The organism is Hymenobacter sp. BT559, from assembly GCF_016427535.1.
Lineage (GTDB): Bacteria > Bacteroidota > Bacteroidia > Cytophagales > Hymenobacteraceae > Hymenobacter.
Genome location: NZ_JAELXV010000001.1, coordinates 977,017 through 992,752, shown reverse-complemented (window position 1 = coordinate 992,752; position 15,736 = coordinate 977,017). Strand labels below are relative to the sequence as shown.

General features: G+C 61.8%; 16 protein-coding genes. 4 read left to right on the top strand and 12 right to left on the bottom strand.

What is annotated here, in order from left to right; genetic code table 11:
* Window positions 1-184 precede the first annotated feature (184 nt).
* The 4 genes from JAO77_RS04105 to folB form a co-directional block, all read right to left on the bottom strand.
* Window positions 185-2,635: a M56 family metallopeptidase gene (locus JAO77_RS04105; protein ID WP_198989024.1), complete on the bottom strand. Its 2,451-nt coding sequence runs from the start codon at window positions 2,633-2,635 to the stop codon at window positions 185-187.
* Window positions 2,613-3,041, bottom strand: a complete 429-nt coding sequence (locus JAO77_RS04100; protein ID WP_198989023.1) for a BlaI/MecI/CopY family transcriptional regulator — start codon at window positions 3,039-3,041, stop codon at window positions 2,613-2,615. Before JAO77_RS04100 ends, JAO77_RS04105 begins: the two co-directional genes overlap by 23 nt.
* Window positions 3,042-3,248: 207 nt before the next feature.
* Window positions 3,249-4,316 carry a hypothetical protein gene (locus tag JAO77_RS04095; protein ID WP_198989022.1) on the bottom strand — a complete coding sequence of 356 codons (1,068 nt, stop codon included), beginning with the start codon at window positions 4,314-4,316 and terminating at the stop codon, window positions 3,249-3,251.
* Window positions 4,317-4,376: 60 nt separating this feature from the next.
* Entirely contained in the window at window positions 4,377-4,754 is a 378-nt protein-coding gene (gene folB / locus JAO77_RS04090) for a dihydroneopterin aldolase (protein WP_198989021.1), read from the bottom strand.
* A 142-nt stretch (window positions 4,755-4,896) separates the two neighbouring features.
* Between folB and JAO77_RS04085 the strand changes: the two genes are divergently transcribed.
* A complete protein-coding gene (locus JAO77_RS04085; protein WP_198989020.1) occupies window positions 4,897-5,274 on the top strand; it encodes a cupin domain-containing protein in 378 nt (125 codons plus the stop codon).
* 9 nt (window positions 5,275-5,283) lie between these two features.
* Complete coding sequence (locus tag JAO77_RS04080; RefSeq protein WP_198989019.1) at window positions 5,284-6,075, top strand: SDR family oxidoreductase; 792 nt, start codon at window positions 5,284-5,286, stop codon at window positions 6,073-6,075.
* Between the two features lie 261 nt (window positions 6,076-6,336).
* Here JAO77_RS04080 and JAO77_RS04075 read toward each other — a convergent pair whose 3' ends face one another.
* Window positions 6,337-7,383, bottom strand: a complete 1,047-nt coding sequence (locus JAO77_RS04075) for a DivIVA domain-containing protein (protein WP_198989018.1) — start codon at window positions 7,381-7,383, stop codon at window positions 6,337-6,339.
* 121 nt (window positions 7,384-7,504) lie between these two features.
* The gene (locus tag JAO77_RS04070) at window positions 7,505-8,446 is read right to left on the bottom strand and encodes a WD40 repeat domain-containing protein (RefSeq protein WP_198989017.1); all 942 of its coding nucleotides are present in this window, start codon (window positions 8,444-8,446) and stop codon (window positions 7,505-7,507) included.
* A gap of 98 nt (window positions 8,447-8,544) precedes the next feature.
* Between JAO77_RS04070 and JAO77_RS04065 the strand changes: the two genes are divergently transcribed.
* A complete protein-coding gene (locus JAO77_RS04065) occupies window positions 8,545-9,264 on the top strand; it encodes a 4'-phosphopantetheinyl transferase family protein (protein WP_198989016.1) in 720 nt (239 codons plus the stop codon).
* A gap of 51 nt (window positions 9,265-9,315) precedes the next feature.
* Window positions 9,316-9,885, top strand: a complete 570-nt coding sequence (locus JAO77_RS04060; protein ID WP_198989015.1) for a thioredoxin domain-containing protein — start codon at window positions 9,316-9,318, stop codon at window positions 9,883-9,885.
* A 100-nt stretch (window positions 9,886-9,985) separates the two neighbouring features.
* On the opposite strand, the gene JAO77_RS04055 is transcribed toward JAO77_RS04060, so the two are convergent.
* The 6 genes from JAO77_RS04055 to JAO77_RS04030 form a co-directional block, all read right to left on the bottom strand.
* Window positions 9,986-10,855: a transglutaminase-like domain-containing protein gene (locus JAO77_RS04055; protein ID WP_198989014.1), complete on the bottom strand. Its 870-nt coding sequence runs from the start codon at window positions 10,853-10,855 to the stop codon at window positions 9,986-9,988.
* A 176-nt stretch (window positions 10,856-11,031) separates the two neighbouring features.
* Window positions 11,032-12,759: a ubiquinone-dependent pyruvate dehydrogenase gene (gene poxB / locus JAO77_RS04050; RefSeq protein ID WP_198989013.1), complete on the bottom strand. Its 1,728-nt coding sequence runs from the start codon at window positions 12,757-12,759 to the stop codon at window positions 11,032-11,034.
* 58 nt (window positions 12,760-12,817) lie between these two features.
* Complete coding sequence (locus JAO77_RS04045) at window positions 12,818-13,546, bottom strand: hypothetical protein (protein ID WP_198989012.1); 729 nt, start codon at window positions 13,544-13,546, stop codon at window positions 12,818-12,820.
* On the bottom strand, window positions 13,533-13,934 hold the full coding sequence (locus JAO77_RS04040; RefSeq protein WP_198989011.1) for a GntR family transcriptional regulator: 402 nt from the start codon (window positions 13,932-13,934) through the stop codon (window positions 13,533-13,535). The genes JAO77_RS04045 and JAO77_RS04040 overlap by 14 nt, the downstream gene beginning before the upstream one ends.
* 12 nt (window positions 13,935-13,946) lie before the next feature.
* Window positions 13,947-14,699 carry a hypothetical protein gene (locus tag JAO77_RS04035; RefSeq protein ID WP_198989010.1) on the bottom strand — a complete coding sequence of 251 codons (753 nt, stop codon included), beginning with the start codon at window positions 14,697-14,699 and terminating at the stop codon, window positions 13,947-13,949.
* Window positions 14,683-15,540 carry an ABC transporter ATP-binding protein gene (locus tag JAO77_RS04030; protein ID WP_198989009.1) on the bottom strand — a complete coding sequence of 286 codons (858 nt, stop codon included), beginning with the start codon at window positions 15,538-15,540 and terminating at the stop codon, window positions 14,683-14,685. Before JAO77_RS04030 ends, JAO77_RS04035 begins: the two co-directional genes overlap by 17 nt.
* Window positions 15,541-15,736: the final 196 nt, after the last annotated feature.

Sequence of the window (15,736 nt, the reverse complement as noted above, 5' to 3'; positions counted from 1 at the left end):
GGCAGCGAAAGGGTCGGAGGAATCAGGTTTTGAAGGGAGTACCGGCAGCGTGTCCATTCGTTACAGCGAGCTAAGAAAATTTTCTTAAAAAAAGGGGGCAACCTCCCCTGCCGGACACAAAAAAGCGGGCTAGCTACCTGTTTATCAGATAACCAGCCCGCTTCTGGGCCTAGCAGGTAGCTGCCTAGTTTTCGTCTACTGTGATGCCGAAGTTCGTTTTGCTGCCCTTGATTTTAGTTGTGGGCAGGTTCAGCAGCTGGCGGTACTTGGTGGCTTGCTCGGGCGTGAGGGCCTTGCCGTTCACGCGCCCACCCTGGTCGTTGAGGTTAAACGAGAAGTGTTTGTCGTCCTGAATCAGACCGTCGTTGCGTAGCGCCTCGCGCAGCTTAATAGTATTGGGCGCGGTCGGCGGGGCTGGCGGAAGCGGCACATTAGGCGCACCGGGGGCACCAGGCGCCCCGGGCGCACCCGGGGCCGCTGGGGGCGCGGGCGCAGCCGGAGCCACCGACCGGGGTGCTCGGGGGGGCCTAGGTGGTGTAGGCACCTGAGTTAGAGGCTGGCGAGCGCTAGAGCGCTCTAGCGCCCGCAGCTCGGCGGCATCGGCGGCAATGCGGGCGCGCAGCTCGGCGCGGCGGGCGGCTAGTTCGGCACGGTCGTTGGCACGGTCAGCTTGTTCGGCCTCGCGGTCGGCGCGGGCAGCCTCACGGTCAGCCTGAGCCGCATCGCGGTCGGCTCTACCGGTCAAGTCAAGCAGTTCAAACTGGCGCTGCGCTTTTAATAAGCGCCGCTGGCCGTCGCGCAGGCGCTGCTGCCCTTCCTGCATGCGGCGCTGTGCATCCCGCCATTTTTCCGGGTTGTAGGCCAGGCCATTGCCAAGGTTGTAGGCTAGGCCATTCAGGTTGAGCCGTAGCTCTTGGCGGGGCTCAACCGTTAGCCCTTCCAGTGCCTTGCCCTGGGCTTTCAGGCGCCCTAGCTCGCGCTCCATTTGCTCCCGCTGCTCGGTGGTCAGCTCTTGGTTGTTCAGGGCTTCAGCCAGGCCAAACTGCGCCATTTCGTTGGCTCGGTCCGGCGACATGTTGAAGCTGTACGTGCGGGCCCTAGGGCGCTCTAGGCGCTCTACCCGCACCGTCTCGTTGGGTACACGCACCACTTCTACGGTGCGTACCTTTTCCTTCTTGTCGCGCTTGGCTTTTTTGCCGGAGGCGTCCGTTTCTACGGGCTGGCCGTTCACGAGCAGGTTCACGATGCGGCCCTTTTTGTCTTTCTCGATAACGACGGTGCTGGCCCGGTCGCGGCGCAGTGGGCGGCCTTGCAGTGTGGTGGCGATACGCACCCGCGGTACGGTCACTACCTCAGGCACGTTTACCTCTTCCTCGCGCAGTAAAATTCTATCGGCAGGTACAATTTTGTCTTCGTGCAGCATAATTGTATCGGCGTGCACAACACTAGCCACTAGCTTTTTACGAGCCGTATCACCAGACGCAATAACTTGCTTGCCGGTAATTACTAAGGCTTTTACCACCTTATTACCAGCCGGGGCGGCTAGCGCTACGCCAGTGCTCAGGCCAGCCACGCCTACCACACCCAGCAGCAGGGCCAGCAGGCCTTCGCCCAGCGTGGGCGCCTGGGGCCGACCTAGGGCCAGCCGCCGCACCCGCGCTAGCAGTGAGCCACGCCCGCCGGTGCCGGTGGCGGCCAGCGCTAGGCGCGGCGAAGTAGCCGGAGCGGCTTCTAGCTCGGCCAGGGCGGCCAATGCGCGGGCCACTCGCAAGCGGTCGCCGCCGCAGAGGGCCGCGGCTTGGTCGTCGCAGCAGTTTTCGCGCTCGGCCCGTAGGCAGCCGGCCATAAACCACACCGCAGGGTGGTAGAAGAATAACACTTCCACCACGGCCAAGCCTAGGTTGAGCAGGTAGTCGCGGCGCACGATGTGAGCCAGCTCATGCGCCAGCAGCGCTTCCAGGAGCGCCGGGCTCAGGCCCGCCACCGCCCCTAGGGGCAACAGAATGGCCGGGCGCAAGTGCCCCAGCACCAGCGGCCCCGCTACCCGGGCCGACTCGAGCAGCGCTACCGGTTGCCGCACGCCAGCCCGGCGCGCTAAGGCGGCTAGTCGCTGCTGCCACTCGGCACCCAGGGCTTGGGTACCTGCCCGGCGCAGCCGGTTGGTGTACACCAGGCCCCCAGCCAGCCGGCCGCTCATCAGCAGCAGGCCCAGCAGCCACACTCCTACTACCACCGGCAAGTACGGCTCTAGGTTACGCGCATTAGCTTGAAGCCACACGAGCGGCGCTAGTTGGCTAGCGGCAGCCGGGGCGGCCAGATTAGTTGCGGCCGTGGCATCGGCGGCCAGTACCGCGTTGCCGGCCACTGGGCTAGCTGCTACCCATTGGGCGGTAATTGCCGGCTGGCTTTGATAATAAAAGTTGAACGTCAACCCCACGGCCAGCACGAGCGTGGCCAGCGCACCGGCCGACACCGCGTAGCGCACCTCGGCCCGGTGCCGGCGCAGCAGCGGCAGCACGCCCGCCAGCAGTAAGGCCAGCACCCCACCCTGCCACAGCGAGTGCAGCAGCGCGTAGCCAACGCCCCGCACCAGCGCGGGCGACAATACTTCTCTAAGCACCTGGGGCGTTGTCATCGGGGTTGGGATTGGGTTGGTTAGCGTTTTGAATCTCAATGTCATTGAGCAAGCGCCGAATCTGGGCTAGCTCGTCGGGCGAGGTGCGGCGGTGCCCTAGGGCCTGCATTACCAGCTTCAGGGCCGAGCCGCCAAAGGTGGCTTCCACAAAGCGGTCTAGCAGCAGCCCCTGGGTATCCTGCTCGCGCACGGCCGCCCGGTAGATGTGGCTGCGGCCTTCGTCGTCGCGCTGCACGAGGCCTTTCTCTAGCATCAGCTGCATGATTTTCAGCGTGGTGGTGTAGCCCACCTCGCGGCTTTTGCTAAGCTGCTCATTCACGGTGCGCACCGTGGCGGGTCCGTGCTGCCACAGCACCTGCAAAATTTCCAGTTCAGCGTCCGTAGGTTTGGGGGGAGCTTTGGCCATAGTCAGACGGAAAAAGTTTCATACGAAGTATTTCGTAGACCAAAGATTGTACGACACGCTTCGTAGATGCAAATATGAACTACGAAACTTGTCGTATATATTCACATGACGCTTGCAAATACTTGATATACAGGCAAATTATTTTTTATCTATTTTGCGGCGGGTAATACGGACCTACGTTGCCAAAGCAGCAAACCTAAGAGCTACTCAGTGCCAGGCACCAGTTGGGTAGCGTCCAGCCTCAATAGCCGCTAGTTGGTCGGCGGAATAGGGCGCTTGGCACACCTGCGGCTCGGTATGGAAGGCATGGAAGAGCGCGAACACGTAGCGCATACGCTCCCTGATGCGCGTCCAATCGCGGGCAGCCGTTCCGGCGAAGCTCGACGCCCCGTCGACAACTTCCCCACTCACCGAGCGCAGCAGGCTTAGTGCTGGTGCATGGCGCGAGGCAGCCGCTTCAGCCAGCACAGCGGGCACCGGCACATCTTGCGCCACGGCTAGGCGCAAAGAGCTGATGTCAAATTGTAGGAGCCGCTGCGTCACGCAGCGTCGGATAATCAGCGGCATAGCCCCTTGAATGTAGGGCTCTAGGCGCACGTGCTCGTGCCACACGGCAAAGCAGTTGCCTAGGTAAGTGGCCCGTTGCTTTTCGGCCGCGCCTGTTGCTGCACGGGCTTCGAAGTAGTGCGTAAACGCCTGCGGCAACAGCTCCTCATTGGCCGACCCAGTTGGTAGCTCCGCCAAAAAATCGGCCAAGACCAATGGCGTACTTGGCGCGGGCTGGGCTAGCCAATCCACAAACCGGGCCGTTTGCAGCCCAATATCTTCCAGCACCGTGCGGTTGCCGGCCAAAATCAAGCTGGCCGAACGAGCTCGGCTGCGTCGGATGATGAGCCGACGCGCCGCCAGCCCACACACTGCGCCGAGCGAAGCCGCCGCCGGTAGCCACCCTAGGGCCCAGCCCAGCAGCCAGCTGCAGCCCACGCCCACCAGCGCCCCTACCACGCCCCCCACCACCGAGCCATCACGCCGGGCCTGGTCCAAGTCCTCCTGCCGGATGGTAACGCCCGCCTTGCGCGAACCCCACACCGCCCAGGAATGAAAATTGGCCCCCGCACCTTCGCCTAGGTGCTGCTGCAAGGCCTGCGCCAGCAAGTAGTGGCAACGAGTAATTTTTAGGTTAGCCAGCACCGGGTCGGGCTCGCGCAAGGCAGCCTGAATTTCGCGCTGCAAGCTGCCAACAGGCACATTAGGGGCGTGGGTAGCAGCGCTCATCGCAACACGTTAGGTATGAATAGGCACTACAAATAAAACGCTTATCCGACAAGCTAAAAGCTAATCCCTCGTTTTATTACTGCCCGCCTTGCGGCTCAGCGTCACGCGGGCGCGGTGGCAGATGCCCCCTAGGGGCGGGTTAAACTTCGAGATGCTCACGCGCCCGCGCTTTACCTGCGGAAACTCGCTCATGATGCGGTCGAGGATGCGGTGGGCCAAGTGCTCTAGCAAGCGGGCGGGCAGCTGCATTTCGGCCAGCACGAGGCGGTAGAGCACCTCGTAGTTGACGGTTTCGGCGAGTTTGTCCGACGCGCCCGCGGCGTGCAGGTCGGTCTTGAGGTGCAGGTCGACGCCGTACTTATTGCCGATTTTCTGCTCTTCGTCGTAGTAGCCGTGGAAGGCAAAAAATTCGAGTCCTTCGAGTGCGATTTGGCCCATGAGGGTAAGAAAATGGGTGCGTGAATGATGCGGCCTAGGTCCGTTGAGGTCAGCCGCCGGGGCAAAAGTGCGGCGCAAATACTGCCCAGAGCCACCTTAGCAGTTTGGCGGCTAACTTGGCCCGCTCAACATTCTTATCCGCATGGAACCTACCCCCCAGGTTACGCACCACCGCTGGAATGACATGCCCGTCGACCAGCTTTCCGATACCATTGGCCGCCGCCTCATCACGGGCCAGGACATGATGCTTGCCCACGTGTACCTTAAGAAAGGCGCCATCGTGCCCCGGCACCAGCACATCAACGAGCAGATTACTTATATCTTAGAAGGTGCGCTGCGCTTTCATTTAGGTGATGACGCGAGCGAAGAAGTCATTGTGCGGGCCGGTGAGGTGCTCTGCATTCCGTCCAACGTGTGGCACCAGGCCGAAGCGCTCGAAGATACTCTCGACGTGGACGTGTTCAGCCCGCCGCGCCAAGACTGGCTCGATGGCAGCGACGCCTACCTCCGCCAGAAATAAGTAAGTAGTATGGACCTAGGAATAAAAGGTAAAATCGCCCTAGTGGCCGCCGCCAGTAAGGGCCTAGGCCGGGCCGTGGCCGAAGAACTGGCCGCCGAAGGCGCCTCGCTGGTGCTGTGCGCCCGCGGCGCCGAGGCCCTGCAGCAAACGGCCGCCGCCATCGAGGCCACGCACGGCGTACCCGTGCTGGCCGTGGCCGCCGACCTCTCGACCCTGGCCGGCGTGGCGAGCGTGACGGAGGCCGCCCTGGCCCGCTTCGGGCAAGTCGATATTTTGGTGACGAATACCGGTGGCCCGCCCGCGGGCACCTTCGAGCAGCACAGCTCCGAAGCCTGGGAATCGGCTAGCAAGCTGCTCCTGACCAGTGTGGTCGAGTTGACCCGCACCGTGCTGCCCGGCATGAAGGAGCGCGGCTGGGGCCGTATCCTCAACATCACGTCTATTGCCGTGAAGCAGCCCGTGGCTGGCCTCATGCTCTCGAACAGCCTGCGCGCCGCTGTCACGGGCATGGCCCGCACGCTGGCCACGGAGGTGGCGCCCTTCGGCATCACGGTCAATAATATCTTGCCCGGCTACACCCGCACCGACCGCGTCGAGCACCTGGCCCAGGCTACGGCTGACCGCGAAGGTATCTCCACTGAAGACGCCACCGCCCGCTGGACCAAGGAAATCCCGATGCAGCGCCTAGGTGAGCCCGCCGAGTTTGCGGCGCTGGCAGCGTTTCTGTGCTCGGCGCGCGCGAGCTACATCACGGCTAGCTCCATCCCAGTAGATGGCGGCTGGATAAAGGCGCTGCTGTAGGCTTCAGTGGCCCTCTACAACACCGCTTAGAATTACCACAAAAGAGAAATCCTACCCCCACGCCTGTCATGCTGAGCATGCGAAGCATCTTTTCACGTTAGGATTACTAGCTCTAGTGTGATAAGATGCTTCGCAAGCTCAGCATGACAGGCGTGGGGGTATGGTTTTCCGCTTGATAGAATACAAAAGATTGATAGTATCCTAAAACAGAGAAGGCGCTTGGTAGCTACCAAGCGCCTTCTCTATGAAGCAAAGTACTTCTTAAATCTCGTCAAAAAACGACTTTTCCGCTACCGGCTCAGCTGTGGCCTTCATGCCGGGGTGCGTCATGGGCTCAGGCTGCTGAATCTCAGGATAGTCGGGGCCAATGGGCTGAAACTCGGGGCGGGCGGGCTCCACATAGGGCGCGGGCGGGTCGGGCACGGGCGATGGGCTAGCCGGGTCTACGTGCGGCGCGGGCGAAATACCGGGGTTTTCGGAAGGCGCGTAAGGCCGCTCGATATCGGGGCTTGGCGCTTGGTCAGGGTTGCGGGGGTCGGGCTGCTGGCCCGGCTTGGGGTTGTAGCCGGCGGGCTGAGCTAGCCGCTCGGCGCGAGCGGGCAGGCCAAACTCAACGTTGGAGGGAGCGCTTGGGGCACTCGGGGCGCTGGCTACGGCGGCGGCCGACGGGGCAAAAGCAGGAATGTTCGCGTTCATGGCAGGGGTGGGCTTGGGTTCAGCGACCGCCGGTTCGGCGGGCCGCTTTACCTGTACGCTCGCCGCTCGCGAAAGGATGGCCGCTGGGCCATTTTTGGGGCGGTTGCGGGCACGCTCCACTTTCTCCAGCGCATCGGAGGCCAGGTGGTGCAGGTCGCGCACCAGGGTGTCGAGTTGCTGCTCTAGGCGCTGGCAGTCCTGACCTAGGCCAGCTACTTCCTTCTGCATGTCGGCCACCGTTTTTTCGGCGGTTTGGTAGGCCTCGTCTATGATAGTGCGGGCGCGCTGGCGGGCTTCGCCTATCGTGTGCTCGGCTTGCAGCTGAGCTTCGCGGCGGCGCAGGTCGGCATCGCGCTGGGCCTGCTCCGTGATGGAGTTGCCAGTGTCCTCGGCTGTTTTGAGGGTGCGGTAGAGCGAGCTTTCCACCTCGCGCATTTTTTGTACATCTTGCTGCGCGTGCTCGAGCTTGAGGCGCAGCTCGCGGTTTTCGTCACCTAGGCGCTCCCACTGCTGCGACACCATGTGGAGGAAGGCCTGCACTTCGTCCTTATCCACGCCCCGAAAGGCTTTTTCAAACGTTTTTTGCCGAATATCGAGGGCGGTAATTTTCATAAATAAATAGCAATGAGCGCTGAATAAGGAAGCAGCAGAAGGGTACTGGAAAATTGTAAAAAAGCAGTGGCAGGTAACGAGTAACGGTTTTTAAAAGAGTGCAATGGCACTCTGCTTATTGTCAATTGCCCGTTACCAATTGCCACACGGCCAGGCTCCGGTCGTCGCTACACGAAACTAGCCGCTGCTGGCTGCCCGGCCAAACCAGCTTATTGACGGAGGTGCCATGGCCAGCGGCCCGCGCCCGGTCGAGCACCCGCAGCAGGGCCAGGCTGTCGGCGTCCCAGAGCTTAATGCTTTTGTCGAGCGAGCAGCTACCTAGGTAGCGCCCGTCGGCACTAAAGGCCAAGTTATTAATGGCGTACATGTGCGCCACTATTTCATCGGCCAGCGCGTAGTCGGCCGTGGCGTAGCGGCGCAAGTGCGCATCGCGGCCCGCAGCCAGCAAGTACTGCTCATCGGGCGAGTACGCTACCGTAAATACCGAGTTAGTCGCCTCCATGAGCGTCGTTTTTACGGCCAGCGAATCGAGGTCGAGCACCCGCACGCGGTGGTCAGAGCTGCCCACGGCCAGCTCGTGGCGGGCTTCGTTCAGGGCTAGGCTGCGCAGGCTTTTGTCGCTAATGCGCAGCAGGTTTTCGAGCCGAAAGTCACTGCCCCGCAGCACGGCCAGCGTACCGTCGGCCAGGGCGCAGTACAGGCGCTGGCGCGACTCGGAATACACCAGGTCGAAGATGGCGACCGGCGGCAGCGCCGTGGCGTGCACCAGCTTTTTATCCTGCAAGCCAAGCACCTGCACGCCCTGAAAATTCTGACCTAGGGCCAGCAGGCCGCGCGCGGGCAGCTCGCACAGCGCGTACACCGAGTTATCAACCCGCGCCAGCAGCTCGCCGTCCTGGGCGGGCTCGGCCGCATTCCAGGCTACTACTAGGCCATCGGCCCCACTCGAAAATATGCGGTCAGAGCCCGGCCGGCCGGCCAGCGCGTACACGGCATCGCGGTGCCCGGCCAGGGTGGCGATGTTGCGGGCGTTGGGGCGAGGGGCGGGCACGGAAAGCGGCATCAGAGAAGGAAGCAAGCGGGCAATGGGCGCGCAAAGGTCGGGCCTGAGCGGCAGTGTGCGGGCTAGTGGGTGCTATTTTCGCCGCTTGCCCGCCCGCTATGCCGCTTTATTCCATCCGCCCGCTGCCCGGCGGAGCCCACCTAGGGCTTTGGCACCTCACCGAAACGCCCACTGCCCTGTGGCCCCAGCTGGCTACCCCGGAGGCCTACCGCCCCCTACTGCCCGCCCGCGCCGATGGCCCGCGCCAGGCGCAGTGGCTGGCCGGCCGGGTGCTGGTGCACCACCTGCTGGCCACCGTGGCCCCAGATGCGGGCTCTTTCCTGCTGCAAAACGACGCCACGGGCCGGCCGTTTCTGATTAGCGGTACTGACCTAGGGCCAGCGATATCACTGTCGCACTCCGGCGAGTGGGTGGCGGCGCTACTGGCCCCGGCGGGCACGGCCTTAGGTGTCGATGTGGAAGTGGTGCGCGACAAAGCGTTGCGCATTGCCCGCAAGTTTTTGACAGACCAGGAATTGGCAGCGACTGAGCTTGGTAGCAGCGCCGAGCCTGGTACCACCATTGAGCTATTCAGCCTGCTGTGGAGCGCCAAGGAAACGCTGTATAAGCTGGCCGGGCAGCGGGGCATTATCTTCCGCCAAAACCTGCTGCTCGACCTGCCGGCGGCTCCTCCCCCACCCGCCACTTGGCCCAGCGCCGGCGAGCTGGCGGCGCGGCTCGAATTGGCCGGCCGCAGTTCTCGGCACCGGATTTGCTACTTTCGGCCAGCCGAGGGGTACGTGCTTACCTATTGCTACTCACTTTCTTCTCTTGCCTAGCGGCCCTCACACCAATCCTAGCTAGTTCCTGGTTTCATTTTACCCTACCCCATGTCGATTCGTAAACTTTCTTTAGCTCTCGCGGCGGTGCTGCTGGCCGCCACTATCACGGTGGGCGTCGTGCGGGCGCAGAGCGGTACCGTTAGTGATTTTACGGTGCAGAAAAACGGCGGGGGCAGCACCTCGCTGAGCACCTACGCCGGCCAGAAGGCGGTAGTCGTCATCTTCGTAAACCCGGCCTGTGCCTTCACGCGCCTCTACCAAGAGCGCCTTTCTGCCTTGAGCAGCGCCTACAGCGGCCGGGGCGTGCAGTTCATGTTCATTAATGTGCCCATCAACCTCGATGCCAACGAGGGCGGCGGGGCTTCGCTGGCCACCTACTCCGATGAGGCCGGCGCGGCCAGTGCGGCCCTAGGCGTCAGCAAAACCACCGAGGCCGTGGTGCTCCAGCCGGCGGGCGGGGGCTTTGCGGTGCGGTACCGCGGCGCCATCGACGACAACCCGCAGGTGGCCGGCGGCGTGCAGCAGCGCTACTTGCAGCAGGTGCTCGACAATGTGCTGGCTGGCCGCCCGGCCGGCGTAGCCGACAAGCGCGCGGCCGGCTGCCTCATTAAGCGGTAAGTAGAGCCTAGGTCGCCTACAAAAAAGGCTCGCTACCAATAGGGTAGCGAGCCTTTTTTATGAGCCAGTAGCTTATACGTTGTAGCCGAGCTACTTTTTGCTAATCTTCATCGCTCTCTTCTTCGGGCTTGGGCTTGTCTTCGGTAAGGATGGCCAGCAGCTGCGAAACCTCTTCGGCTTTGCCTAGCTCTTGCAGCTTCTCGAAGCTCACTTGCAGGTTGCGCATGGCGCGGCGCACGATGTCGAGGTTGGAGCAGGGCTGGTAAAAAGTCTCCTGCGACGTAATGCCGAGTTGCCCCACGTAGTGCTCAATATCGGCCCTAGATAGCACCACGCCACGGTTGTAGCAGTTGATGTAGAAGCTCAGCGGCTGGTCGGCGAGCTGATAGGTGAGCACAAACAGGTTGGGCAGGTTCACGCCAAACACGGGCAGGTCGAGACGCTGGGCCACCAGCAGGTAGATAACGCAGAGCGAGAGCGGATTGCCGCGCTTGGTTTCCAGCACACGCTGGAGCATAGAATTGGCCGGCGAGTGAAAGTGCTGGGTATTCGCCGAAAACTTGTGGTTGCGGAAGATGACGTGGTTGAGCACCTGCACCTGGTCGGCGGGATGCATCTCGGAGCGCAGCAGCGTCCAGGCCTCAAAGCGCAACTGCTCGATGGCACGGTTCAGGGCCTGCAAGTCGGCGTCGGGGTACTGGTACGAGTTAAGTAGCCACATACCTTCGAGCAAGTCTTGGGCGCCGGCATCGCGCCACACCCGCAGGCGCTGCTGCAAGCCCTCAAACTGCAGTTGGTGAATAAGGTCTTCGAGGCGCTGCTGCTGCTGAGGGTCAAGGGTTTCCTCCCACGACTCCTCCAGATACGGAATTATCGTTTCGCCCAGGTTCTGAATCTCGCTTTGAATCTGGGGAGCAATTTCCGGGTCGTCGAGTAGCGAAATGAGGGCTTTTATTTCTTTCGTCGTCATGCTGATAAAGGCAACCCCAGTTCGGTACTGGGGGCGAAATTTAACAGCGCTAAGCAGATTTTGTGTTCATTCTGACGGAGTTCTTTGCACAAAAAATAGCCAGCGACGGAATAACTGCCGTGCCCTAGGGCACGGCAGTTATTCCGTCGCTGGCCTTTGCTAGCCTTAGGTGTTCGCTAGCGCGTCAGGTTGGTCTTAGCCATTTCGAGCAGCTCGCCGCCGCGGCCATCCATGAGGGCTTTGAGGGCGTAGAGGCCAAATCCCGTGGCCTGGTGGCGGTCGATGGTGGGCGGCATGCTCAGCTCCTGGCGCTTCACCACGGCATCGACCACTACGGGGCCATCGTGGGCCAGGGCCTCGCGCAACACGTTTTCGAGCTGGGCGGGGTCGCTCACGCGGTAGCCCTTCACGCCCGCGGCCTCGGCCAACTTGCCGAAGTCGGGGTTGTCGAGCCCGGTACCGTATTCGAGGGTGCCGGCGGCTTTCATTTCCAGCTCCACAAAACCGTAGGCGCTGTTATTGAAGACAATAACCTTCACGGGCACTTTGAGCTGGCGCAGCGTCAGCAGCTCGCTCAGTAGCATGGCAAAGCCGCCGTCACCGCACATGGCGATGACCTGCCGGCCGGGCTCAGCTAGCTGAATACCAATGGCCTGCGAAAGCGCATTGGCCATGCTGCCGTGGATGAACGAGCCTAGGAGCCGCCGGTGCCCGTTCATGTGCAGGTAGCGGGCGGCCCAGATGGTGGGCGTACCTACATCGCAGGTATACACGGCGTTGTGAGCACCTAGCTCGTCGAGCAGGCGGGCCACTTGCTGCGGGTGCAGGCTGGTATCGCCGGCGTCGCCGGTGGCCAGCTCGGCCAGGTGGGCCTCGTCTTCGCGGTGGCGCTGCTGGGCTTTTTGCAGGTGGGTGGCATCGGGGCGGCTGCGCAGCTGCGGCAGCAGTAGCCCTAGGGTCTCGATAACGCTGCCGTGCAGGCCCACCTCTACCCGGGTGCGGCGCCCTAGGTGCTCGGCGTGCTTATCAACCTGCACCACGCGGGCATTTTCGGGGAAGAACTGCCGGTACGGGAAGTCTGTGCCTAGCATCAGAATGCCATCGGCGTCCATGAGGGCGTGGTAGCCAGCGGGCATGCCCAGCAGGCCGGTCAGGCCCACGTCGTAGGGGTTGTTGGGCTCTACGCATTCTTTGCCGCGTAGCGCGTGCACTACGGGCGCCTGCAAGGCCTGGGCCGCTTGCAGCAGCTGGGCGTGGGCACTGTCGCAGCCTATGCCGGCCAGGATGGTCACTTTCTCGCAATCATTGAGTAGGCGGGCGGCTTCGGCAATTTTGGTGCTGGCAGGCACCAAGGCACTGTGGTGACCTAGGGACGGAATGCGGGGCTCGGGCGCCTCAGCTTTGAGCTGCAGCACATCGCCGGGTATTACCAGCACCGATACGCCTCCCAGGCCCAGCGACGACTGAATGGCGCCCTCGACCATGCGCACGGCCTGCTCGGGGGTGGCCACTACCTGGCAGTAGTGGCTGCACTCCTGAAACGTGCGCTCGGGGTGGGTTTCCTGAAAGTAGCCCGTGCCGATTTCAATACTTGGAATCTGGGCGGCCAGGGCCAGCACGGGCATGCGGCTGCGGTGGCAGTCATAAAGGCCATTTAGCAAGTGCGTATTGCCGGGCCCGCACGAGCCGGCGCACACGGCCAGGCTGCCGGTCATGCGGGCCTCGGCGCCGGCCGCAAAAGCGCCCGCTTCCTCGTGCCGCACTTGGATAAAATCTATCCCCTCGCGGGCTCGAATGGTATCCGTCAGGCCGTTAAGTGAGTCGCCCACCAGGCCGTAGACCCGCTTGACCCCGGCCGCTTGTAGGGTGTCGATGATAATCTCGGCTACTGTTTTCTGAGACATGTAATCAGGTAGTTTATAAGCTAATGGCTTGTGCTTACGGCTACCCGAGTCTCCGCGTTCATTTTTGGACTAAGCTGCGGAGCGCCGCGCCACTCAGCAGCGCCTGGGCACTGTCGGACACTTGGTAGCGCAACCCCGGAATTAGCACATCCTTCATTTTTACTTCACTTTGATGCTGCAGGTCGAGGTGGGCTGCCGCAATCCGGTTATCGGCCCCTATGGTAAGGCTGGCGTGGCTGCCGGGCGAGGCGCCAGTAGTGGCCCGCAGCAACGCCAGTTGGTTGCCGGCCAGCTCTAGGTGGCTGCCGTGGTCGGCCCGCACGGTCAGGCTGTCTTGCACAAAGCCTTGCACCCGCACGATGCGGTTGTCGGGGTAGCCCTTATCGACCTGCCGCTGGCCGGCCTCTAGGTACACCGCATCGGCACTCACGGCTGTGAGGCGCGGGCAGCTAATCACAACGCCCTCGCCCCAGCCCAAAAACTTCTGGCGCTCCGGAAAAATGGCTTCTACTACCAGCCGCGTGCCTTGCTGCCGCACGTGCACAAACTCCTGCGCCCGGGGGTTGATGCGCACGCTAAACGGGCCCGCTACCACCTTCACATTCACCGTAGTAGCGGCCGGCACGTCGACTTCGCTGAAGCCCGTGAGAGGCAGCGTGACAAAGCCGCGCAGCGGGTCTTTGTAGGCTCCTAGGTGGTACTCGGTGCGCAGGGCCATGTTGTAGGCCGTGAGCGAAGCCAGCAGCACCAATATGGCGGCCAGCAGGTACTTGCTACTGTTTTTCATGGGTCGAAAGCGAAGGGGTAACGGCCTGCGCGGCCTTAAACTGCTCGTAGCGCTGAGCCAGCTCCTCAAAGCCGATGCCTAGCAGCGAAATGGTATTGAAAAAAGCGGGCAGCTCCTGCTGCAAAAACCGCTCGCGGCGGAAGGCCTGCACTTTCTGGCTGGCGTCGGGGGCCACAAACATGCCCAGGCCACGCTTATTGTACACCACGCCCTGGCCCTGCAAAAACTCGTAGGTGCGCATCACGGTGTTGGGGTTCACTTGCAGCTCGGCCGCGAGGTCGCGCACCGATGGTATCTTTTGGTCGGGCGGCCACTGCTGGCGCAGAATATTTTCGCCCACATACCCGGCTATTTGCAGGTAAATAGCTTCATTATCATTGAATTCCATAAGTAAGGCAGATTAGAGCTGCTTCTCGGTAAGCCGGGCGTAGGCGGCTGCCCACAGCAGCGGCACCAAGGCCAGCAATGGGAGAAGCAGCAGGCGGCTTTTTGCCTCCGGTAAGCTCACAGAGGGGCTATTGTTCAGGTTCACGCTGGTGAAGGGCAATGACATTCGCAGCTCCGGCCCTACCATCGCACTCAACACTTGGTAGTTGACAACAACAAGCACTACCATCGCGGCAAACAGTAAGAAGCCCGTCTTGATAAACTGCTGCCGCCGAAACGAGATACTCCCCAACAAGGCTACCCCGTGCACCACTAAGAATACTCCCCCCAGCGAGGTCAGCATCTCGGTATGAAAAACACTGGCTACCGTATCTGGCTCGCTACTGAGGCTTATCATTAGCCAGTCAACCAGGTAAAAGTCGGCCACGAATATTGCCAGGAAGACTGGTAGCGAGAATACCCAGGCTACCAAGTACTTCTCGAGCTGCGACGCGGGCAGCATGAGCGCCAGCGCGGCGCGGCTGCCAGTCCCGTATTCAGCTAGCACGGTGGTGGCGAAGAAGGTGCCGGCCGCCAGTAAGAACAGCGTAAACAAGATTTCTTGCTGGTCGTGGCTGAGGCCGCCCCCCATGTAGGTCAAGAACCCCATCACTGCCAGCATGCCGCCCAGCAGCACGCCCGCCCCTAGGGCATAGCTCATGACGTGCTCGGCGGTGTGCTTGCGCAGCAGGCGCCCAAAACGTGCGAGATTAAAGGACTGGTTCATGTTGGCGCTGGGTTAGGTAGGAAGCCACGGCCGACTGCGGACCGGTTAAGGCATTAAAAAGCAATTCCAAATCGACCTTACTATAGGCCCCGGCGTGGTTGGGCCGAATGACCTGCTGGCCCCGCGCCGCCACTTCGGCATACAGCGCATCGGCCGCGGCTGTGCCCACCGGCGCCGTGCCAAAGCTGAGCTGCTCGCTGAGCTGGTCGATGGTTTTGTTGAGCACCACGCGGCGCTCGTGCAGCACCAGTACCGTGTCGATGAGGCTATCGAGGTCACGCACTTGGTGCGTGGAGATGATGACGCACCGCTCCTCCCCCAACGCCCGCGCCACCAGCTTGCGAAACTGCGCCTTGCTCGGAATGTCGAGGCCATTGGTAGGCTCGTCTAATACTAGCAGGCTGGTGTTGGTAGCTAGGGCAAAGGCAATCAGCACCTTCTTCTGCTGGCCATAGCTGAGGGCCGTGAGCTGCGTCATCGACGGCACGTCGAGCTCTCGCAGGTACTCGTGAAAGGCGCCTTCGTCGAAGCGCGGGTAGAACACGCCCGTGCTGGCAGCCAGCTGCGTAGCTGTCACCGATGGCACCTGCACATCTTCGGGCAGAAAGAACAGGTCTTGCAGGGTATCGGGCCGACGCCGCGCGGCTGCGTGGCCATCCAGCTCGCAGGTGCCTGACTGCGGAAAGGCTAGCCCTACGATGTTTTTGAGCAGTGTAGACTTACCCGCGCCATTCTTGCCCAGCAGGCCGTAGATGCGGCCGCGTTGCAAATCCAGATTCAGGTTTTCGAGTTGGAGCGTTTGGCGGGAGTAGCCAAAGTGCAGGTTGCGGATGCGGACCATGTGAAAGGCGCTTTAGTGTTCTACATTACTAGTACACTACAAACGTAGACACATTACGCCACATTGATACCGTTTGCTGCATATTTATTTTTACTCCCCGGGCAAAGTATTGCCTTCTGCTACTGCGGCTATGGCACAAAAGCGCCTAAACATGCCATCTAGGGCATTTTTTGGAAGCTCCAATAAGAGTACTATA